General features: G+C 40.0%; 15 protein-coding genes. 10 read left to right on the top strand and 5 right to left on the bottom strand.

The features are described 5' to 3' along the window. Positions 1 to 15 precede the first annotated feature (15 nt). Entirely contained in the window at positions 16 to 1236 is a 1221-nt protein-coding gene (locus CTY47_RS05675; protein ID WP_099463802.1) for a hypothetical protein, read from the top strand. A gap of 7 nt (positions 1237 to 1243) precedes the next feature. Here the strand turns inward: CTY47_RS05675 and CTY47_RS05670 are convergent, their stop codons facing one another. Continuing rightward, complete coding sequence (locus tag CTY47_RS05670) at positions 1244 to 2401, bottom strand: AraC family transcriptional regulator (protein WP_099463801.1); 1158 nt, start codon at positions 2399 to 2401, stop codon at positions 1244 to 1246. 276 nt (positions 2402 to 2677) lie between these two features. Between CTY47_RS05670 and CTY47_RS05665 the strand changes: the two genes are divergently transcribed. The 7 genes from CTY47_RS05665 to CTY47_RS05635 all read left to right on the top strand — a co-directional run bounded on the left by CTY47_RS05665 (position 2678) and on the right by CTY47_RS05635 (position 14783). Continuing rightward, positions 2678 to 4018, top strand: a complete 1341-nt coding sequence (locus tag CTY47_RS05665; RefSeq protein WP_099463800.1) for a Gfo/Idh/MocA family protein — start codon at positions 2678 to 2680, stop codon at positions 4016 to 4018. Between the two features lie 44 nt (positions 4019 to 4062). Beyond that, positions 4063 to 5514 carry a Gfo/Idh/MocA family protein gene (locus CTY47_RS05660; protein WP_233202093.1) on the top strand — a complete coding sequence of 484 codons (1452 nt, stop codon included), beginning with the start codon at positions 4063 to 4065 and terminating at the stop codon, positions 5512 to 5514. A gap of 2 nt (positions 5515 to 5516) precedes the next feature. After that, on the top strand, positions 5517 to 5762 hold the full coding sequence (locus CTY47_RS05655) for a hypothetical protein (RefSeq protein WP_099463799.1): 246 nt from the start codon (positions 5517 to 5519) through the stop codon (positions 5760 to 5762). A 128-nt stretch (positions 5763 to 5890) separates the two neighbouring features. Then, complete coding sequence (locus CTY47_RS05650) at positions 5891 to 7075, top strand: glycoside hydrolase family protein (RefSeq protein ID WP_143813342.1); 1185 nt, start codon at positions 5891 to 5893, stop codon at positions 7073 to 7075. Between the two features lie 28 nt (positions 7076 to 7103). Beyond that, entirely contained in the window at positions 7104 to 9854 is a 2751-nt protein-coding gene (locus CTY47_RS05645; protein WP_143813341.1) for a heparinase II/III family protein, read from the top strand. A gap of 223 nt (positions 9855 to 10077) precedes the next feature. Continuing rightward, a complete protein-coding gene (locus CTY47_RS05640) occupies positions 10078 to 13170 on the top strand; it encodes a SusC/RagA family TonB-linked outer membrane protein (protein WP_099463796.1) in 3093 nt (1030 codons plus the stop codon). 11 nt (positions 13171 to 13181) lie between these two features. Further along, positions 13182 to 14783 carry a RagB/SusD family nutrient uptake outer membrane protein gene (locus tag CTY47_RS05635; protein WP_099463795.1) on the top strand — a complete coding sequence of 534 codons (1602 nt, stop codon included), beginning with the start codon at positions 13182 to 13184 and terminating at the stop codon, positions 14781 to 14783. Between the two features lie 157 nt (positions 14784 to 14940). Here the strand turns inward: CTY47_RS05635 and CTY47_RS05630 are convergent, their stop codons facing one another. Further along, a complete protein-coding gene (locus CTY47_RS05630) occupies positions 14941 to 15951 on the bottom strand; it encodes an aspartate-semialdehyde dehydrogenase (protein ID WP_099463794.1) in 1011 nt (336 codons plus the stop codon). A gap of 128 nt (positions 15952 to 16079) precedes the next feature. Between CTY47_RS05630 and CTY47_RS05625 the strand changes: the two genes are divergently transcribed. Both CTY47_RS05625 and CTY47_RS05620 read left to right on the top strand, forming a co-directional pair. Next, positions 16080 to 18419: a lamin tail domain-containing protein gene (locus CTY47_RS05625; protein ID WP_099463793.1), complete on the top strand. Its 2340-nt coding sequence runs from the start codon at positions 16080 to 16082 to the stop codon at positions 18417 to 18419. A 72-nt stretch (positions 18420 to 18491) separates the two neighbouring features. Then, complete coding sequence (locus tag CTY47_RS05620; protein WP_099463792.1) at positions 18492 to 19652, top strand: clostripain-related cysteine peptidase; 1161 nt, start codon at positions 18492 to 18494, stop codon at positions 19650 to 19652. Positions 19653 to 19800: 148 nt separating this feature from the next. On the opposite strand, the gene CTY47_RS05615 is transcribed toward CTY47_RS05620, so the two are convergent. From CTY47_RS05615 to CTY47_RS05605, 3 genes are all read right to left on the bottom strand, one after another. Further along, positions 19801 to 21351, bottom strand: a complete 1551-nt coding sequence (locus tag CTY47_RS05615) for a sulfatase family protein (protein WP_099463791.1) — start codon at positions 21349 to 21351, stop codon at positions 19801 to 19803. A gap of 124 nt (positions 21352 to 21475) precedes the next feature. Beyond that, positions 21476 to 22399, bottom strand: coding sequence for a fimbrillin family protein (locus CTY47_RS05610; RefSeq protein ID WP_099463790.1), 924 nt, complete (start codon positions 22397 to 22399; stop codon positions 21476 to 21478). Positions 22400 to 22428: 29 nt separating this feature from the next. Then, entirely contained in the window at positions 22429 to 23340 is a 912-nt protein-coding gene (locus tag CTY47_RS05605; protein WP_099463789.1) for a DUF5119 domain-containing protein, read from the bottom strand. Between the last annotated feature and the right edge of the window lie 68 nt (positions 23341 to 23408).

Here is a 23408-nt window from a genome sequence, read left to right as displayed (position 1 = left end):
ATTTATTAAGTACGAATGAAATATTTTTTACTTCTTTGGGCGAGTTGGTTGACTGTGTTCATTGGATATGCCCAAAAGAAAAACTTTTCTTACAAATTTTACGGACAAGTCCGTGGTGATTTATTTTATAATTCGCGTGCCAATGCGGAGATAGTGGATGGATTATTTCATTTATATCCTAAAGATGTTTCTTTAGATGCTGATGGAAATGATTTGAACGCAACGCCTAACGGCAGTTTTTACTTGCTTTATTCCCGGTTAGGTATTGATGTTACAGGACCAAATATTGGTAGTGCAGCAACTTCTGTTAAGGTGGAAGGAGATTTTCGCGGTTCGGGAAGCAACTGGGCAATGTTGCGTATTCGTCATGCTTATGTGAATCTGGACTGGAAAAAATCGGCTGTGTTGATCGGACAAACTTGGCATCCGCTTTTTGGTGAAGTATATCCTCAGATGTTGAATCTTTCTACAGGTGCCCCTTTCCAACCTTTCAACCGGGCTCCTCAAATACGTTATCGGTATAAAAATAAATATTGGCAATTAACGGGAGCTGCAATGTGGCAGTTACAATATTTGTCTACCGGGCCTAACGGAAAGAGTGAGGAATATATAAAGAATAGTTGTGTTCCGGAGATTTACCTCGGTGTTGATTATAAAAAACCAACTTGGATGGCTGGCGTTGGAATGGAAATCCTTTCTTTGGTTCCGCGTACGCAAAGTAAAGTTGATGGAAAAGTCTATAAAGTGAAGGAACGTGTGACTTCTGTTTCGGGAGAAGCCCATGCGAAATTTCAGGATGGAAATTGGACTGTTATGGCAAAGACTCTGCTGGCTTCTAATCTTGCTCAGACTTGTATGTTGGGAGGCTATGGTGTTACTGCTATTGATCCTCGTACAGGCGAACAAGAATATTCTCCTTATTTGTATTCGACAACGTGGTTGAATATTGTATATGGAAAGAAATGGCGACCAGGACTGTTTTTAGGTTATTTGAAAAACCTGGGAGCAGGTAAAGCGATACTTGGTAAAACCTATGGTGTTGGCCTGGATGTGGATCAGGTATTTACTGCAAATGTCCAGTTGTCATATAATTTACCTCATTGGAGGCTTGGTGTCGAGTACAGTCCCTCTCTTGCTTGGTATGGGAACGTGGATTGGCTGGATGGCGGAACGATTCATGATATCCATTCGGTAACTAATCATCGCGTGTTGGGCGTTGCAATCTTTATGTTCTGATGAAAGTTCAGGATTGTTTTCTATATAACTTCCTATATTCGGCGGGTGACATGGATTTATATTTCCGGAATATCCTCGATACATTTTTGTAATCATCAAAGCCAACCTGAATAGCAGCATCCGGCAAATGCAGGTTTGTTGTCAATAGCAGTTTGGTAAAATGATTAATTCTATGGTCAAGGACACATTGGTATATGGAAGTGCCAATTTGATCTTTAAATTTCTTTTCTAAAATTCTTCTGGACAGAGGAACCAGATTTACCAGATCAGAAACAGATATCTTATTATTATAATTGTTGGTGATATAATCCAATACTATTTTTACGTGAGGATCTGATACTGCATATTTGTCTGTTGAAGCTCTATTTTCAATATATAAAGGTTTAACTACTATATTGAAAGCTTCTTTTTGTTCATTTTTTATATACTGATCCAATAGTTTGGCTGCCTGGTATCCGCCGTTTTCTACATCAAGAACTATAGAAGACAGTGTAGGTGTTGATAAATTACATAACAGAGTATCATTGTCTACCCCTAAAATGGCAATATCATCGGGTATGGAGATGTTGTATATGTTGCATGTTTCTGATATTTGTAAGGCATAGAAATCGTCACAAGCGAAAAGGGCGGTGGGTTTAGGCAAAGCTTCTAACCATTTACCCATGTCTTCGGTGTTATATAGCCATTCTTTATTATCCGGATTTTTGTTTTCAAGCATGTTGCATGTATAGCCATGTTTTTCAATCCTTTCTTTGTACCCTAAAGCCCTTTCTCTGGACCAGATTGCATTTTTATATCCATAATATGCAAAATGGCGGAATCCTTTTCCCAGAAAGAAATCGGCGGCTAAAACTCCTGTTTCATAATAATCCCCTGTAAGGTTAGAAATATTTTTGTTCCTATGGCGGTAATTCTGTACTATAATAGGAATATCCAGGCTTCTGAACAAATCTATATTTACATCACGAAGTTGTGCAATGATGGCATCTGCCTTCCATCGTTTAGCGAAATCTACAACCCCGTTTTCACCATTCATCATAAGATAATATAGCGGCATGCGTATAAAAGACCAAGGTCCTACTTCTCTGGAGTAACGTATAATACCTTCAAGTAACCTGCGGCTGTATCCGCTGGAGAAGTCTGTTAGTACAAGTATTTTTAGCATATTTCCCGATGATTATTAGTAGTAGATTAAATTGGTGCTAATTTACTATGTATAATAAGAAATATGATCAAATTTACCTCAAAAACAATCTGAATAATTGTTTAATTTCTGTAACCAAGTCTCATTATACAGGGAATGATCGTTTCTTTGATGTGTCAATGAATGTTGACGTTTTTTGAGAATAGTAAGGCGTCATTTGAGTTTTGTTTTAATTCAAATAAGAGTTCCTTTGTATTGCTTGTTAAGATTAAGTTTATCTACTATAAAAATAGAACCATGAGTACACGACGTGAATTTTTGAAAAAAGCAGCACTGGGTGCTTCCGCTCTTTCTTTTGGCGGAATACTGGAGGGTGTGAGTGCTAGAAGTTATTCCAATATCAAAGGAGCAAATGAAAAAATAAGAGTAGCAGCAATAGGTGTTAATTCCCGTGGCGGAGCTTTAGCTGCAAATTTTGCGAAGCAAAAAGGCTGTGAAATAACTTATATTTGTGATGTTGACAGTCGTGCTATTGCTAAATGTTCGGATGCTATTGCAAAAATACAGGAGCGTAAACCAAAAATTGAGAAAGATCTGAGAAAGGTTATCGAATCCAAGGATGTAGATGCCGTTATAATAGCAACACCGGATCATTGGCATGCCCCTGGAGCGTTGATGGCAATGCAGGCTGGCAAAGATGTATATCTGGAAAAACCTTGTAGCTATTGTCCGGAAGAAGGCGAGATGCTTATTAGAGGAAAAGAAAAGTATAACCGGGTGTTGCAAATGGGTAACCAAAGACGTTCATGGCCTAATGTGCAAGAAGGTATTCAGGCATTGAAAGAGGGCATTATAGGTAATGTGCATTTTGGTAAAGCCTGGTATACAAATAACCGTCCTTCCATTGGCATTGGCAAAGAGGTGCCTGTTCCGGAATGGCTTGATTGGGATTTATGGCAAGGTCCGGCTCCCCGTGTGGCCTATAAAGATAATGTTGTTCATTATAACTGGCACTGGTTTTGGAGATGGGGAACTTCCGAATCGTTGAATAACGGTACGCATATGATTGACTTATTGCGTTGGGGTATGGATCTTGATTACCCGACAATGGTTAATTCTGCAGGAGGACGTTATTTCTTTAATGATGACTGGGAAACTCCGGATACTCAGATTATAAATCTTGAGTTTGGCGGTAAAAAATCGATGACATGGGAAGGCCGTAGTTGTAATGGAAGAACAATTGAAGGAAGTAGTGTTGGCGTTATGTTCTATGGAGACAAAGGTAGCTTGCTGATCACGGGAAGTGATGGTTACCGGATTTTCGATATGGACAATAAGGTGATAAAACAACAATACAGCAAACTGGAGATCGACCCTCGTAACCTGATGAATCCGGCTGAAAGCTTGGATGCTTTACATATAAATAACTTTTTTGATGGTATCAGAAAAGGTGCTGTTCTAAATTCGGATATTGTTTCGGGACATAAGAGTACATTGTTGATGCAAATCGGAAATATATCCCAGCGCGTAGGACGTTCTCTTAATATAGATTCTGCTAATGGCCGTATTATTCAGGATGCGGATGCTATGAAATATTGGAGTCGTGATTATGAACCGGGATGGGAAATGAAATTATAATCCGGAAAAAGAAAACCATATCATTTCAAATAATAATTTAAACCATGAATACTCAAAATTTATCTCGTAGAGAGTTTCTAAAAAATGTAGGTACAATCGGCGGTAGCGGCCTATTGTTGTCTTCATTGCCTCAGTTGCATCTCTTCGCTCAGGAAAGAGAGAAACAGGTGAAGGGCCAAAAGGCACGACTTGCCGTAATCGGAACAGGCTCCAGAGGTATGTATCATATAAACCATCTGCTACAGATACCTCATGCAGAGGTAGTTGCTTTGTGTGATATTTATCAGCCTCATTTGGATAATGCTGCAAAACAGTACCNGGCACGACTTGCCGTAATCGGAACAGGCTCCAGAGGTATGTATCATATAAACCATCTGCTACAGATACCTCATGCAGAGATAGTTGCTTTGTGTGATATTGAGCAGCCTCATTTGGATAATGCTGCAAAACAGTACCCTAAGGCAAAGTTGTATAAGGATTACCACCAGGCCATAGCCGATCCGAATGTGGATGGAATCTTAATAGCTACGCCATTGAACATGCATGCACCTATTTCAATTGCAGGATTGAAAGCCGGAAAACATGTCTTTTGCGAAAAGTCTATGGCCCGGACAATGGATCAGTGTAAGGAGATGTACGATGTTTATAAAGAATCGGGAAAGGTTCTTTATATCGGCATCCAGCGTTTGTTTGATCCGAAGTATTTGAAGGCTATCGAATTAATAAAGAATGGTACAATCGGCCAAATCGTCGGTCTTCGTAACTTCTGGTATAGAAATAATGATTGGCGCAGACCTGTTCCTGATCCATCCTTGGAAAAACTGATAAACTGGCGGTTGTATAAAGAATCTTCCGGAGGTTTGATGACGGAGTTGGCCGCTCATCAATTGCAGATGGGAACCTGGGTCAACCATTCGTTGCCTGATTACATCACCGGCTTCGGCGATATCATTTATTGGAAAGACGGCCGGGAGGTTTATGATAGCGTAAGCGTGATCTACCATTATCCAAACGGTTTGCGTATGACCTTCGAATCAATCATTTCGAATAAGCGTTACGGTATGGATGAACAGGTTCTGGGTCATGAAGGAACATTGGAGTTGGCTCAGGGTTTGTTGTATACGGAAAACCCGAAACCGGCTCCTGGTATCCAGCAGTTGATAAATCAGATAGAGCATAAGGTGTTCGACAATATCTCGTTCGCGGGTCCGAGTTGGGTACCGGAAACGGCCTCCTCTACAAAGGGTGAACCTATAATGGATCATATCCAGACTCATGATGGCTCTAATACTACCGGCGCTACAGTAGATGACGGTTCAAAGGGCCTTGTATCGGCTTATTGTTCATCAGTCATCACCGGCGATCCGATACCAAATCTGGTTGAGGAGGCGTATTATTCGTCCGTTCTGGCTTTGCTGGGCAATAAGGCAATGGAAGAACGTTCGGTGATAGAGTTTCCTGAAGAATACAAAATACCTTATTCATTTGACGCATAATTATGAGAGACTTAAATATAACAATAACAACAAAAAGGCAACGCACTGAATTATTGATCTTTGGTGTTTGTTTTGTACTGGCTTTCTTACTGAATATCATTTCTATTATAGCCTTTGGTACGGAATGGAAAGAAGTATTTACACAGTTGCTATGGGTGCTTTGTCTAAGCATCGCTTTTTATGCTCTTGCACTTTTCTTCCGTATCCTTTATTGGTTGATTCGTAACGTATTCGGGAGGAAGAAATAACAACTTGTAGATGATAGATTGTCGGTTAGTTTGTAGAAAGCTTTTATACTTACCGGTATAAAGACATTCTACAAAACGGACACTTCTATCAGAATATTGACCACTAATAAAAGTAAATACGGATAAAAATGAGACAAATACTATTTGCCTTTTTGATTATAGTTCTTCAGGCTACTATGTTACATGCCGGAGAATTGCAGAATAAAAACCATTCCGTTGCGGTTAAACCCGAAGACTTTGAAGGGAAGAACATATCAGAACAGATATCTAACGCTCTGGATTTTATAAAAGAATGCAACGGTGGCACAATCCTGTTCAAAGACTCTCCGGTTTATCTTATATCAGAGGCAATTGCTTTGCCGTCCAACACAACGATGATTGTTGACGGATGTAAAATAAAGCTTGCCGATCAGGTGTTCGACAATATTATTCGTTCAGGAAATCTGGATATAGATGAAAATAATCCGAATGGGTATGTCAAGCAATTATTGCCTGCCGAGAACATTAAAATTATAGGATTGAACGGAGCAATAATAGAAGGTGCCGAAAATTTTTATGAAGGAGTAAACCCTAAGACGAAGGTGAAAGAAAAATGGCTGGGTGATTATTGGGGTTGGAGAAACTTTACGATACTGTTTTCTTATGTCGACGGATTTGAAATATCCGGATTGAAAGTACAGAAAACGCATAGTTGGGGTATTGTATTGACTAACGGATGTAAAAACGGATATGTTAATAATATAGATTTGCACACAACTGTTAAAAATGGCGATGGAGTAAGTATAATTCAGGGAGGTTCTGATATTGTGATTGAGAATATTACAGGAGAAACTTCTGATGATACGATAATCCTCGCTGCTTTTGACGAAACCCGGTGGAGCAATAATAAATATGTATTTCCTCTTCTTCCGGTAAGATATTCGGATTATTCTTATGGAGGCGACATACATGATATTACCTGTCGTAATATTGAAGCATCCGGTGTACATCACGTGATGATTCTGTTGCCTTCACAGCCTAAAATTTATAATATTTATTGTTCTAATATAAGCGACGGACCGAAAGGCGGAAAAAGAAAAGTTGTACGTATTTATGGAAATGGGCAATATGGACAAGGCTTTAAACCTGGAAATATGTATAATATCTTTATGAATGATATTCGCTCTTATAAGTCGGATATTGCCTTGGAGTTTCTTGCTCCGGTATATAATTCGCATTTCAATAAAATCACACAACTTAACCCGAAAGGGAAAGATGTACAACTGGATCCAGGAAATGTAAATGTGAGGATAACCAATTCGGTAAAAAAATAATAATAGGATAAAGCAGAAAATTGCAACAATGAGTACATGTAAAAACCACATATTATTTTTTCTTGTTTTTTTTACAGCATGCATGGCTGTTACGGTCCTTTCTGCAGAGAATTATTCTCTGCAGAAAAGAACCGCAGAAGATGAAAAATATAAAGCGACTCTAACTGTAGACTATGCCAAGAATAACAATAAAACCACTAATGTAATCTATAAGACTGCTTCTCCGAAAACAAAATTATTGACTTTAAAAAAAGGAGTGAGCGAAAGAGTAAGTACTGATACCGAAACCGATCCTGATGTAGTATATAAAGTTAAGGTTCCTGAAGCCGGGAGGTACAGGTTATTTGCGGATGTGATTAGGCACGAGGTCATTAAACCCGGAATGAATGTAGAGACACGTTTGGTTAAGATTCAAATAAACAATCAACGTGTAACGAGACGTATCGTATCGAACCTGCATGAATATTCCGGGCATGACCTCGGCATATTCACTTTGGAAACAGGCCAGGAGTTAAAACTTTGGTTACCGGAAAAAATATCATTCGAAGCAATTCGTATAGAGAAATATGTTCCTCTGGAAGTACCGGCTGATGCTGCCAGTTATGTTCCAACAGTTGTTCCGCCTACAGACAGACCAAGACTATGGGTTAACAAGAATAATATTGCAGATGTAAGAGAGAACTTAACGAAAGGTGAAAATCTTGCGATATGGCAAATAGTAGAAAAAACAGCGAAAAAACCATTCCCTTTTCAATTCAATATACGGAAAGAAATATTTTATAATACGGAACTGGAAGACGCAGTCATTATTAAGTCTTTCTATTATCTTATGACCGGCAATCGCGAGATCGGAAAAGAAGCTGTTCGATTGGCGGTTGATTATTTATCAGTTTTAGAATTCGGTAATGTTAAATCCGGAGATATTACGCGTGAAATAGGAAAAGCTATTTATACGGCGGCAATTACTTACGACTGGTGTTATAACTTGCTGGATGAAAAAGATAAGCAAAGTCTTTATGATAACATGATGCGTCTTGCTCCGGATATGGAGATCGGGTGGCCTCCTTTCAAAGAGCATGTAGTAAATGGACATGCCAGTGAAGCTCAGGTGAACCGCGATTTTTTAGCGATGAGTATTGCTATATATGATAAAGACCCTGAACCATATCGTTATATCTCTTACCTGTTTCTGGAACATCTGGTTCCTATGAGGGCATTTGAATATCAATCACCCCGTCATAGTCAAGGTTTTGATTACGGAGCATATAGACATGGGTGGGAAATGCATGCTGCATGGATGTTTTATAGAATGACCGGAGTTCGCGTGTTTAACGATAATGTTGCTGATCTGCGGAAGTACTGGTTATATATGCGTCTCCCGGATGGGCTTCGTATGTATGATGGGGATAAATTTTCCAAAACGCATTTTGCTTACCCCGAAACCTTATTGTTGGACTATTCTTATGCTGATGATGCTGTAACGAAAGGAGAATTTGAACGTCGTGGCGGATTGGAAAGAGCTAAAGACAATCCTGTTCTTTTTTTGTTGGTGAATAATCCTGATTTAAAAGCAGAACATGATTTAACTTCTTTACCATTATCTACAGAATTTGGTCCTGTATTGGGAAGCCTGATTGCAAGAACCGGATGGAATATGGATAAAACAAGTAATGATGTGGTTGCCGAAATAAGAGGCGGAGGTTATCATTTCGGAAATCATCAACATGCCGATGCCGGTTCTTTTCAGATTTATTACCGTGGTCAACAAGTCGCAGATTTGGGAATATATGGAGCGTATGGCACATCATATGATTTCAACTTCTATAAAAGGTCTGTTTCTCACAATATGATACTTGTTAAAGATCCTGATGAAAAGTTGGCTAACAGAACAAAAATAAATGATGGAGGAAGCCGGTTTAATCAAAGAAATCCGAAATCACCCGATGAGGCTAAAAATAACCCTTGGTTTGATTACGGAACCGTACTTTCTGCAGATTTTGAAGCAAATACTCTGAAACCGTCATATAGTTATTTTAAAGCAGATTTGACCGCTGCTTACTATAGTAAAGTTGCTAATTATACCCGTAGTTTCTGTTTCCTTAATATGAATAGGGAAGATGTTCCGGCTGTAATTATTTTGGCAGACGATCTGTTTGCGTCCAAAGACAACTTTGATGCTTATTGGAAGATAAATACATTGAATAAACCAGGCCGTCTCGGTACCGACGTTGTATTACAAAATAATAAAGACGGCTTTGTTGGTAAGACCCATATTAATATGTTACTTCCATTACCGGAAAATCGGGAGATCGAAATTTCCAGCCTGAAAGATTCTTCTAGTGTATTAGGCCCCCAGTATCAGATTAAATCATCTTATCCCGAGGCAAATGGTTATCAGGTTGTTGCTTTTTCGAAGAAAAAAGAAAAGCACAATCGTTTCCTTACTGTTTTTCAAATGACAGCAGACAATACAAAACCTATGCCTGTAGACTTTAAAGAAGAAAATGGCCAATATATTATATGTTGTCAAGATCGTGTGGTATGCTTAAGTTCCGGTTATCAGCAAATACAAAATCCGTTTACCTTAAAGGTTGATCAAAGTTCGGAATCCCAGATATTAATAACTGATTTGAAACCCGGTTTTTGGAATGTACAAAGCGAGAATGGGGCGATAAATATTAACTTCAAAGTTAAAACGGGTAAGAATACTATTTTCTTTAGAGGTGGTAAGGGAAGGTATTTAATTACTCCCGGTCGCTCTTATGAATTGGGTAAATAGTTAGAAATTGTTTGATTATAAATAAAATTTCCAGATAATACAGAATGACGTGATTTGAAGATTCTTTAGCTCGAATGTACTACTGAGAGGGTAAAAGAATCAATAGTTTTGTAAATAAAGTGAAGGGAAGATAGATAACCGTTATTCTTCAAATTCGCTTTACACTAATGAATAAGTAAAGATTGATTATTTCCTGTAATCTAATGTCTAATTATAAATTAATATGAAAAACTACAAAAGATCTATTTTAGGAGTATTTCTTGGCTCCGCGATGTTGGGTTTACCCAATGTTGCTGCTTACGCGCATGTACCAGATAAGGTAGATGACAGCAGCAAGATTGGAATGCCGTCTCCAACGCAACAAAAGCAGTTGAGAGGTAGTGTCAAGGATGAAGCGGGCGAACCACTGATGGGTGCTAGTGTGGCTGTGAAGGGAACCACTAACGGAACAATGACTGATATGGACGGTAATTTCTCTCTTTCAGTAAGTCCGGGTTCAGTGCTTGTTATTACTTATCTCGGTTATCTGCCAAAAGAAATTACTGTTGATTCCAAAAATACTTATAATATTGTACTGGCCGAAAATTCTCAAATGATTGATGACGTTGTGGTTGTAGGCTATGGAACAATGAAGAAACAGAATTTGACAGGTGCCGTATCTGCTGTTAGATTTGATGAGTCAATGGAGAGTCGTCCTACAATGAATCTGTCTTCGGCATTGACAGGTCTGAGTGCAGGTTTAAATATCTCTCAGACATCGGCAGCTCCTGGGTCTGAAGAAGTCTCTATCCTGGTAAGAGGTAAAGGTACAATGAATAATTCGGAACCTTTGGTTATTATTGATGGTGTACCAGGAGCATTAAATGATGTAAATCCGAATGATGTAGAAAGTGTATCTGTGCTTAAAGACGCTTCTTCTTCTTCAATCTATGGTTCCCGTGCTGCTAACGGTGTAATTCTGGTTACTACAAAGAGAGGAAAAGAAGGTAAAGTAAATGTTTCTTATAATGGTTATGTTGGATGGCAAAGTGCAGCAAAGACGGTCGACTTTGTAAGCGATATGGCTACTCATATGAGTTTGGTAAACGAAGCAGAAGGTTTTGAAAAGTATTCAAATAGTCTGATTGATCAATGGAGGCAAGAATCTGCCGCAGGTAATCCTCTGTATCCGAATACCAATTGGTATGATGAAATGCTTAAGACCTCAGTTTTGACAGAGCATAATCTGAATGTAAGAGGTGGTAGCGAGAAAATGAATTACTCATTGTCTCTTGGCTATTTGGACAATCAGGGAATTATTGATAATTCCGGCTCTAAAAAGTATTCATTCCGTTTAAATGTAGATTCAAAAGCAACAAGTTGGCTTGATTTGGGTGCTAACGTGTTTGGTTCATGGTCGGATAGTAAACCTATTAATACAAAAGACTTTTTCAACTACATCAGAAATACAACTCCGGGAGTTATTCCTCAATATGAAGATGGCCGTTATGGTGGAACTATGTTCAAAGACCTGGCAGAAGTTAGTAACCCGCGTGCTTATGTAGATAATATACGGGGTAACTATCAAAGACAAAAATTAGGATTGAAATTCTATGGAAAAGTGAAGTTCCTGAAATTCTTTGAATGGGAAAGTAGTTTCGGCTTTAATTATGATAACAGATATAACTGGGAATATACCAATCCTTATTCTCTATGGGACTTCCAGTCTGGATATGAATACCAGCCAAAATCCAATATTGATAAATTATTTAACGGTACACGAAGAGACTATTCAACTATTTTGAATACCCTTTTGCGTTTCAACTATTCATTAAATAAGGAGCATAACTTTGCGGTTTTACTTGGTTTCGACCAACAATATAATCGTATGGATAAGTTTGATGCAAAGAAAAGCGATATACTTGGAAATGATGCCATATATATTATGGATGCCGGTGTTGAGAACGAATCTATAACCGGATCCGGAACCGACGATGCTCTCCGTTCTTATTTCGGACGTGTCAACTACGATTATAAAGGAAAATACCTTTTAGATATCAGTGCCCGTTATGATGGGTCTTCCAGATTTGCTCCTGCTAACAGATGGGGATTCTTCCCTTCTTTCTCTGCCGGTTGGAGATTAACAGAAGAATCTTTTGCCCAACCATTGAAGACTGTTTTTGATGATATCAAGATCAGAGGTTCATGGGGTAAATTAGGTAACAACAGAATTGGAGATTATGCATATCAGGTTGTATATGGCTCTTCACCTTATTCTTTTGGCGGACAACTTCAGCAAGGTGTGGCTCCTGTAGAGTTGGCAAACAATAAAATTAAATGGGAAACAACAGCAATTACTAATATTGGTGTAGACTTTGTCTTGTTTAATAACAGACTATCCGTAAGTGCTGAGTATTATAATAAGAAAACCAGTGATATCTTAACACGTATTCCTATTTCATTGACAATGGGAAACTTTACTCCACCTTGGCAGAATATTGCTGAAATGACCAATAAAGGTGTGGAATTACAATTGACTTACCATGGCAATGTTGGAAAAGATTTCTCATATAGCGTTAGTGGTAACTTAGCTACAGTGAAGAATGAAGTAACCAAGTTTAATGGCGACAGATCCATAGATAAAGCTATGATTACTATGGAAGGTAAGCCTTATAACAGTTACTACGTTCTTGAAGTAGATCATATCATTCAGGATCAAGCCGAAATAGACAAGTTATTGGCTGACGGATATACTTTCGGAAGTGATATAGGTGGTACACCTAAACCAGGTGATTTCTTATATAAGAATACAAATGACGATAAAGCATTCAATTTGGAGGATCGCGTAGCAAAAGACTTTTCTTCCCTGCCTAAATTAACTTATGGTATTAGCATTAGTGCTGCATACAAAGATTTTGATTTTAATATCGTGGGACAAGGAGTCGGCAACGTAAAAGGTTATTGGGGTAATGACGGATTCAATACGTTCAATATTAACGAAGGATTCTTGATCAGAGAGAATGTTTTAAATCATTGGACTCCTGAAAACAGATCAACGGAATATCCTCGTCTGCAGACTTCAGGTTCGGCACTTAATACGGCATATAGCGATTATTGGTTGTATAATACTTCTTATTTCAGAATTAAGTCCATACAACTTGGATATACTTTGCCTAAACGATTGACATCTACCTTCTTGGTTGATAGATTGAGAGTATATACGAACCTTGAGAATTTCTTTACCTTTACAAGCTTCGACGGATATAACCCTGAAAACACAGATATATCTTATCCGTTAATGAAACAATGGGTAGTTGGTTTAAACGTAACATTTTAAATGAATAAGATATGAAAAAGATAATAATATCAATTATAGCATCTATATTCCTTCTGTCTTCTTGCAGTGATTTTCTTGATAGAAATTCATTGGTAGGACTTTCGGAAGGAGGATTTTGGAAATCGGAAGAAGATGCGATAATGGGCGTAAATTCATTGTATAATGCGAATCGTGAATTTACAAACAGCATCGTAATATATGGTATGATGGACGACTTTACTGATATTTCGTACCAGTCATGGGCTACCGGATTGACAACCGGAAATTTCCCTACGAATGCTGTCTTTTATGAAACTTCATGGGGTATATTCTATAAAGGCATTTACCGTGCGAACACAGCTATTAAGCAGATACCGGGTATCGAGATGTCAGAAGCTGTAAAGAACCGTACAATGGGTGAAGCAAAGTTTTTCCGTGGATATTTCTATTTTAAACTATGGGATTATTTTGGAGGTGTGCCTATTTATGATTATCCGATGAATGCAGACGAAGCTGATAAGCCTCGTAATACAGAACAGGAAGTGTATGATTTTATTGTGCAGGATATGACAGATGCTATTTCTTTATTGCCTGAAAGTTATGGACAATCAGACAAAGGCCGTGCTACAAAATGGGCTGCATTGGCAATGAGAGGTAAAGCACATCTGTGGGCTAAACAATATGACAAGGCTGCTGCCGATTTTAAAGAATTGATGGAAAAGAGCGACCGCAAGTTGGTGGATGATTTCCATTCACTATTCCGTGTTGCAGGAAATAATAACAGCGAAGTTATTTTTGATGTACAGTATGTTGCCGAAGCAAAACAAGGTATAGCAACAGACCGTAATTATGGAAATTCGGGAGGTGCAACATCTGGATCGCAGCGTACCCGTCCTACTCCGGCATTGGTAAATGCTTTTGAAATGATTGACGGAACATCTTTTGATTTCAAAAATTATAAAAATGCAAAAGGAACTACTTTTGATCCTAACAATCCGGAAGACTGGAATGATGAAGCCTCTGTTAGAAAATTGTTTGAGAATAGAGACCCTCGTATGCATCAGGCAATTATTGTTCCCTGGTCTGAATTTGAAGGAAAAAGTGGAACGCTCCTTTATAAATTTCCGGTTGATAAAACAGATCCGGGTGCTTTTGTTCCGGTTTGGGCAAATGGTAGCTATTCATGGAGAAAGTTTGTGGAAACAGGTTCTACATATACATTGCAGGATAATATGCCTCAGAACTTCCCTCTGATTCGTTTGGCCGATGTTATGTTGATGTATGCTGAAGCTCAGAACGAAGCTGCTGGTGCAGACCAATCTGTTTATGATGCAATAAATGCTGTTCGTAAAAGGGCAGGTATAAAAGAACTTCCTGCCGGGTTGAGCCAAGCTCAGATGCGTGAGAAAATTCGTCATGAAAGAATGGTTGAACTTTGCGGTGAAGGACAGAGATATTCGGATATCCGCCGTTGGAAAATAGCGAAAGATGTAGTGGATGGTGTTTGGATGACTGAATTTACAGGCGTGAAGATCCGTCAGAGAGGATTCCCTGATCACTACTATTTGTGGCCAATTCCTCAAAAAGAAATGGATTTGAATCCAGCTTTGAAGCAAAATCCGGGATGGAATTAAAATAAGTGGATAGTAATGTGTTGACCCCCGAAAGTTATTTCTAATTTTCGGGGGTATTTTTTCTTTTATCAGAAAATAGACAGGTAAATAAGAAAAGAGGCCAACTAACTTTTTATTGTTAGCAGGCCTCTTTTATCTTGTAATATCAGGAAGTAAATTACCCTATATTCTTTACCTTAATCAGATATTCTGCAATCTGAACAGCGTTCAAGGCTGCACCTTTCTTGATTTGATCGCTTACTGTCCAGAATGTTAAACCGTTCGGATTTGTAAGGTCTTTTCGTATGCGGCCAACATAAACAGGGTCTTCTCCTGCAATGAATAATGGCATCGGGTAGTCTTTTTTTGCCGGCTCGTCTTGCAATACGACACCTTCTGCTTCAGCAAATGCTTTGCGGGCTTCTTCGATGCTGATAGGACGTTCTGTTTCAACCCAGGTAGATTCGCTATGAGCGCGCATAACAGGTACACGTACACAAGTAGCACTTACTTCAATATCCGAATGCATGATCTTGCGGGTTTCGTTATACATCTTCATTTCTTCTTTTGTATAACCGTTTTCCAGAAATACGTCTACATGAGGAATGACGTTGTAGGCCAGCTGATAAGCGAATTTCTCCACTGTCGGTTCTTCGCCTTTCAACAGTTGCTCATATTGTTTTACCAATTCGGCCATAGCTGTGGCACCTGCACCACTGGCAGCCTGATAGGTAGATACATGTACGCGTTTAATATGCGACAGATTTTCGATTGCCTTCAACGCAACAACCATTTGAATGGTAGTACAGTTAGGGTTGGCAATGACACCGCGCGGACGATTCAGTGCATCTTCCGCATTTACTTCGGGAACGACCAAAGGTACATCGTTATCCATACGGAAAGCACTTGAATTGTCGATCATGACAGTACCGAATTTGGTGATTGTCTGCTCGAATTCGCGTGATGTACCTGCACCGGCCGAAACAAAAGCAACATCAATTCCCTTAAAGTCGTCGTTATGTTTAAGTTCCTTGACAGTAATCTGTTTACCACGGAAGTTATAAACATGTCCGGCACTGCGGGATGAACCAAAAAGGATAAGCTCATCCATCGGGAAGTTTCTTTCGTCGAGTACTCGCAGGAATTCTTGTCCTACGGCTCCACTTGCTCCAACAATTGCTACTTTCATTTTGAGCACTAATTAATTTGTTTGTAGAAAAAATGTTATAATTTTACGTCGCATAGAAATATAAGTCTCTTTATGCTACAACGTTTTGAGGCACAAAGATATGCAAATTATAACAAAACCATATAACTATGAGACAAATTATTATTATTATCTTCTTGTTTCTGCCTTTTTGTGTTTTTGCACAACTCATCGAATCATTTGACGGACCAGATGTAAATTCTGGTAATCCCTGGGTTGCCCCAAAAGGTTTTTTTCGTATTGATAACGGATCGCTTCAATTTGACGGAAGTAGCTTAACCGGAGATTTTTCTTGCTATGTTCCTGTAATATACTCGAAAAATATGGAATGGCAGATAGATGTAAGTCTTTCTTTTAAGTCTTCAAATTCTAATCATGCCCGTATTTATGTATATGCAACCGATAGTCCGGCTTCAGTCCTTTATTATTTGCAAGTGGGACATAATGACCATAATGTCTCTCTTTATCGACAAAAGGGAAACGGAACTCCACAGCGAATTATTAACGGACGGAAAGATCTGCTAGGTACAGGCGCCTTTTCCGTGAAAGTAAAACTAACGATGGAAAATGAGAGAATATGGACACTTTATACTTCTGTAAATGGAAATGTTTACAAACAGGAGGGACAACCATTTACAGATAATCCCTTGTCCAATATACGTCCCGGGGGCTATTTCAATATTACTTGCCGTTGCAAGGCCTCTTCTTTAAAGAATATGGTCTATGCATTTGATAATATCAGAATCCTATCTGAAATAACTTCAACTCCAACTGTCCCCGATAAGGAACCTGGCGGACAACCGGATGATAAGCCTTCTACCGGAACTTCTATTCCCAAGCTTTTATCTTTGGCGGAGGAAGACCAATATTCGCTACTCCTTTCATTCGATCAGAAAGTGGATGCACGAAAAAGTGTGTTCCTATTGGATGAAGATAAAGCCAATGAGGTCTATATTTCGGATGACGAGACAATACTGAAGCCTGTTTGGATAACCAGCCGACAAAAAGCGGCCGGTTATACATTGACTTATTCCGGGATAGTAGCAAAAGGAAGAACAGATGAATGTAAAGGAAATAAAGCTTTCGTTTCGACATTGGGAAATGATCCCGATGATTTTGAAAATGATCCTGATGGTTTTGAAAAACCATCGGGATGTTTTATTTGCATCAATGAGATCATGGCCGATCCCAACGGATTGGATGTTTTGCCCCAGACAGAGTATGTGGAATTATATAATACTTCTACTACTGCCTGCCAACTGGAAGGGTGGATGTTTGTTTATAATGATATATCTGTTAAACTCTCGAATCTATTGCTTCCTGCCGGAGGTTATGTGGTACTATATAAGGAAGGCAGGGAGGTGAAACTTGATCCTGCGGGTAACGAAATGCCTCTGGTTAAGTTTCCGGCACAACTGGCAAATAATGGCAAAACGCTCCAACTGAAATCTCCAACTGGCGAATTGATTGATCAAATTACATATCCGAAAGCTAAACCCGGTATTGCCTGGGAACGTTCGGGACAAGGCTTGTATCTGTCTACCGATTCTAAGGGTGGAACTCCCGGTGCGGTAAATTCACGTCCGGATAATCCCCAACCTCCGACTGATTTGGAAGACACTTCCGTGAATCCCTTTGAGTTGATTTTTAATGAATTGTTGCCGGACCCTTATACCGGAGGTAGCGAATATATAGAATTGTATAATCGCTCAGACCGGAAATTGTCGGTAAGGGGACTATCTATTGCCACCCGGAAGTCCGACGGTGCGTTAAGTACGTATTATCCGTTGTCGTCGGTTCCTTTCGACATAAATCCGAAAGAGTATCTTTTGTTGGCAAAAGATGTAGAAGGTATTTCTTCTTTTTATCTTGTTTCTTCACCGGAATCGTTGCATCAGCAGAAATTGCCGGTATTGGCAAATACTTCATCTGATTTGGTGCTGTTTCGGACGAAAGATGAAGAAGTGATAGATGAAGTTGCCTATTCTTCCAAATGGCATGCGCCTTCTGTAAAGAATGGGAAAGGTGTTTCGTTAGAGCGGATTGATCCGGATGTTGCAACGCAGGATGCTGCCAATTGGACATCGGCGGCCGAAACCGCTGGCTCAGGTACACCGGGTTATCGTAATTCTCAATACAAAACAACAGGAACCGGGCATCCTACTTCTATTGAAGCTCCTGTATATTCCGAACTTACCGGAGAGTACACAATCCTTTATTATATGGATAAACCCGGATATAATTGCAGGATGTGGGTGTTTGATACAACGGGCCGGCGGTTGGCGGAAATAGCCAACCATGAACTGCTTGGAGTTGAGGGAAGTCTGCTATGGAATGGTATGGGACAGGATCGTTGCCGGCTTTTGCCGGGAATCTATATATTGTATATTGAATTATTTCATCCTGACGGGACAACCAAATCCTATAAAAAGGTGTTTCTTATGCATTAAAATAGAGGAGGCTGGCAGGTGAGGACTGTTTTTTCGTATCTTTGCCCTTTATCTAAATTTAAAGTCTGATTTATGAAATATAATGTACTATATTTTCTTTTGTCATTTGCTATGATCTTCAGTTCGTGCAGCCATGATGATGAACCGGTTAACAAAGCTCGTACTGTGTTAGTATATATGGTTGCCCAAAACACATTGTCTGATTTTGCTTTGAAAGATTATGAGGAAATGAAGCAAGGCATGCAGGAGGTAGATCCCGCATCTTGTAATCTGTTGGTATATATAGATGATAATTCCGCTCCCCGCTTGATGCATCTTACTAAAAATAAAAAAGGGCAGGTCGTGGAAGAAACGGTGAAAGAGTTTGGAGAACAGAACTCATTAGATATATCTGTTATGAAAGGTATTCTGTCTGATGCTTTTCAAAGATATCCGGCCGAAAGTTACGGCCTCGTTCTTTGGTCTCACGGCGAGGGATGGCTGCCTAAAAGCATGATGCGCTGGTGGGGGCAAGATGATAATGACTATCTGGATATTTCGGAACTGCACGAAGTATTGCAAAGCATCCCGCACCTGGATTTCCTCTTTTTCGATGCTTGCTTTATGGAGTCTGTAGAAGTTGCCTATGAATTGCGGGACTGTATGGATTGTTTAATTGGCTCTCCAACCGAGATTCCGGGTCCGGGCGCTCCTTATCAGCTGGTTGCCCCCGCTTTCTTTGTTAAAGAAAATGCAGGATTGGCAATTGCCACTGCTTATTATGAATACTATAATGGATTGTATAAAGATGGCGCCGGACTTAGTAATTCTAACTGGACGGCCGGTGCTTCGGTGGCTGTGTTAAAGTGTAGTGAGCTGGAACGGTTGGCTTCTGCCACGGCAAAAGTACTTCCTAAGTATATCCAAAACAAACAGGATATCGATGTTTCCGGTGTGATGTACTATGATAAACGCTACACGCGGTATTATTATGATTTGGAACGCTTTATCTATAAATTAACGGGGGGCAACAGCGATTATACCGAATGGAAGTCTGCATTTGATGCTGCCGTGATTTATTGGAAGACTACTCCGAAGAATTTCTCAGGACTAATTCAAAGTATGTTTACAATGGATCTTAATGCCGGCGGTATCTCCGGATATGTTCCCCGCTCTTCAATGGCATCCGTAAATGCGTTTTATCAGAACTTGGCATGGTATAAAGCGGCTGGATGGTCGCAAACAGGCTGGTGATGCCTGGGAGGCATTGACATTCCCCTGATGAAACCATCCCCCTACCTAGGGAGGTTTTTTCTCCTTACCTAGGGAGATTCTTTCTCCCTACCTAGGGGGGTTGGTCTGACAGGGGAGGTCGGGACGTCGGCCTCTTCACCTTCTGCTTCTATTTTTCAGGTGTAACTGTTTTATCTCTTACTCCGGCCAGAATGCTTTGCAGTTTGTAAACTACTTCGGGGTGTTGGAGGGCTTGGTTGGTTTGCTCTCCCTCTTTTGTCATGTCGTAGAGTTGCGGATCTTTAGAATATCCGGTTTCTACATTCTCGAGCGGCATAAGTGCCTGTCCCTTGCTTGGTTCGATATACTTCCAGTCTTTTGTGCGTACGGATAGGGCGCGGTTTAATGCCTGTTCTATTACCCAGGGACGTCCTTCATTATCTTTGCCTAACCAGGTATTGAGGTAGTCGTAGCTGTCGGGAGCGCTTCCTTTTGGCAGGCGCGAATTGGTTAATGCTGCCAGTGAAGCAAACCAGTCGATCTGGCAAACCAGGGCATCGGATACGGTGGCTTTCTTAATTTCTTTTGGCCAATGTGCGATTGCCGGGATGCGTGTTCCGCCTTCAAATGCACTGTATTTGTTGCCTCGTAGCGGGCCGGTTGGTTTATGGTCGCCCAATAATTCTACGGCTCTGTCTGCATAACCGTCGTCTACTACCGGGCCGTTGTCGCTGGATAGGATAATTAATGTATTCTCTGTTAAGCCCAGTTCGTCCAGTGTTTTCATTAATTGCCCTACTGCCCAGTCGAATTGGGCAATTGCATCTCCACGTAGTCCCATCGGGCTCTTGCCGCGGAAACGGTCGTGCGGAAAACGGGGTACATGCACATCGTTTGTGGCAAAGTACATGAAGAACGGTTTGTCTTTGTTGGATTTTACAAAGTCTATTGCATGTGTTGTGATAGAGTCGGCAATGTTTTCGTCTTTCCAAAGGGCTTTGCCGCCTCCTCTCATAAATCCGATACGGCTGATACCGTTGACGATAGACATATCATGCCCGAAGCTGGGCTTCAGGTTGTATAGGAGTTCGGGGTTGTCTCTTCCGGTAGGTTCTCCCGCAAAGTTCTTTTCGTAGCTTACCTCGATGGGGGCAGACGGATCGTAGTTTGCTACCTTGCCATTTTCTATAAAGACGCAGGGTACACGATCTGCTGTGGCGGCCATTATATATGAATAGTCGAACCCCAAGTCGCCTAAGGCTGTTGGCAGCGGAGCATTCCAATCCTGTTCTCCGGTTTTATCACCTAAGCCCAGATGCCATTTTCCTATCGCGGCTGTGGCATATCCTGCATTTTTGAACATGTCGGCTATTGTGTAGCGTTCGGGGCGGATAATCATACCTGCATTGCCGGCGGCAATATCTGTGCCGGGCACACGCCATGCATATTCGCCAGTGAGCATAGAATAGCGTGAAGGCGTACTGGTAGAAGCTGTTGCATAAGCGTTGGTGAAGCGGATGCCTTCGTTTGCCAGCCGGTTTACATTTGGTGTTTGAACACGTTTGGCTCCATAACATTCCAGATCTCCGTAACCTAAATCGTCGGCATAAATAAGGATTACATTGGGTGTTTTCTGTTGCGTTTGTTGTTTTTTCTGGGCATGTATTATACCGGTAGCCAGAAACGAAGCTCCGATACCCAGGATAAGTGTTGATTTCATGTTGGTAAATATTCTATTTCTTGTTTAGTTCGTAAAGATATGAATATTTACCGGATGGATACCATTAATTCCTTTCTGCAATTGCTGAAAGGAATTAATGGTTGTATGGTTTATGTAACTTTTATTATTCGATCGTACCTGATCCCGTGTTATCTTTCCATGCTTCTACACTTTGGCTGAATTCAACACCGGCAGATGTAACAGTAACACTGATTGTTGTTGTTGTACCTGCTTCTAATGTAGCAGTTGGCGTGAATTGATAATCTGTACCGTCGATAGTGAAAGTAACGGAGTTGCTTCCTAATTCTTCAGGGAATAACATTAATGGCTTGACTCCTGTTATCTCTGCAAAGTCGTTAGCCGGAATATTAAAAGAACCTCCTGTTAATACTGTGAAATCTATAGGAGTGCCTGTGCTTGAGTATTTTCCGTCTGTTAATGCCATTGTTCCTACTGAATTTGCATTAACTTTTATTTCAGTAAGCGTAGTAACACTGGCCCCAGTGGCTTTCTTGATTTTGAATTTAATCTGTGCAAGTGAATGTTTAAAAAGTAGGGCTACTGCGTTTCTGGATTTAGTGACCCCTGTTTGTGAGGCATACATTAAATCAATCTGATCTGTTGCGCCAAGTGTTAAATTGATTGTTGGAGCGGCTCCTGCAGTTGCGGCATTAGATGAAACGCTGGCATCCCCTTTTGGTGCATATGCATAAAAATCATATTTGGTATTCGGAGTTATTGAATAGTATTTTGTGCCGGTATAAGTAATTGCTCCGCTTCCGTCCACAGTTAATTCTAAGTCATCCATAAAATTTTTATTGTCTGCAACCCAGGCTGGTGTTGCTGTATATTCTTGTGCCCAAATTCCAATTTTAGTACTTGCTAACTGGGTACTTGTTATAGGAGCTTTGGTTAGTAAACTTATAGACTGACCAAAGACAACAGGTGTAGGCTTGTCATTATTAATCACTTCGCCTATAGGGTCGTTTTCGTTTGTGCAACTAACCATGGCTGCCATGGCAAGCATGCTGAGAATTAAATTTTTCATGTTGTTTTTTTAAAGTGTAAATATGTTTGTTATTTTATAGCTATACTGTCGCCGGAAGTTATCTTCCAGCTATTAATAGTGACAGTGAAAGTGGGGGATGGACTTACTGTAGCATCTATATCTACATGTATACCTGATTGATGTTTGTCTGCCAGATCATGTCCTAGATCGGCGGTAGTGGTAAAGGTTGAACCGTCTGCCAGTGTAAAATCTAATGTCAGTTGGTTAGACGGAGTGTTGGGTTGATCTTCTCCTTCTCCTATTTGTGTGGCAACACCTAAAATCAGTGCACTTCCTTTAGCGCCTTTGTCGGTGAGGGAAGTTTCAATATTAACAGTTGTGGGAGTATCAGGCATTACCTGCCTTTTGCTGAGGTTCAAAGCCGAAGCTACACCTGATAGGCTGCCTTTGCAACTGTTAATATATTCGGAACCATCTATGTTTATGTCGAAAAATATTTCTTTTACTAACGGGGTCGGTTGCATTATTTCTTCTATATCTTGTCCCGGATTTATCTGCAGGTCGGTTATTGTTAAACCGTATAAAGGAATTTTTCCGTTTGTATTGCTGCCTATTGCTTTGGTGGCTATTAATCGTGCTTCTGCTTTATCAAAGCTTTCCAGGTTATTAAATTCTATATCGGATGCGTCACAATTAAATATCAGTACATTATATTTATCTGCAGGCAGGATAATTTTGAAACCTTTGCAGTCTCCATCTGTGCGAAGCAGCGGACCTCCGTTGACAGGATAAAAGCAGTAGCGTAATTTTTCAGGTTTGGAATAGCTCTCAAAAACTTTGTCCCAGTTGATAGTATAGGAGAGATTTACTTGCGAAGATTCCTTGTCGGTCTCTCTTCCGCAGCTGCATTCTATCATGGCCCAGGCTAACCCCGTAATGATAGTAAATACATGTAATATAATTCTCGTCCTTGAATACATTTAGGATTGATTTTATGTGATTTTTTACATTCTCCCAAATCAGTATCCAAAAGTATTCTATTTAAAAA

The organism is Parabacteroides provencensis, assembly GCF_900232875.1.
Lineage (GTDB): Bacteria > Bacteroidota > Bacteroidia > Bacteroidales > Tannerellaceae > Parabacteroides > Parabacteroides chinchillae.
The sequence above is the reverse complement of the archived record's forward strand: the minus strand, read 5'-3'. Positions and strand labels throughout refer to the sequence as shown.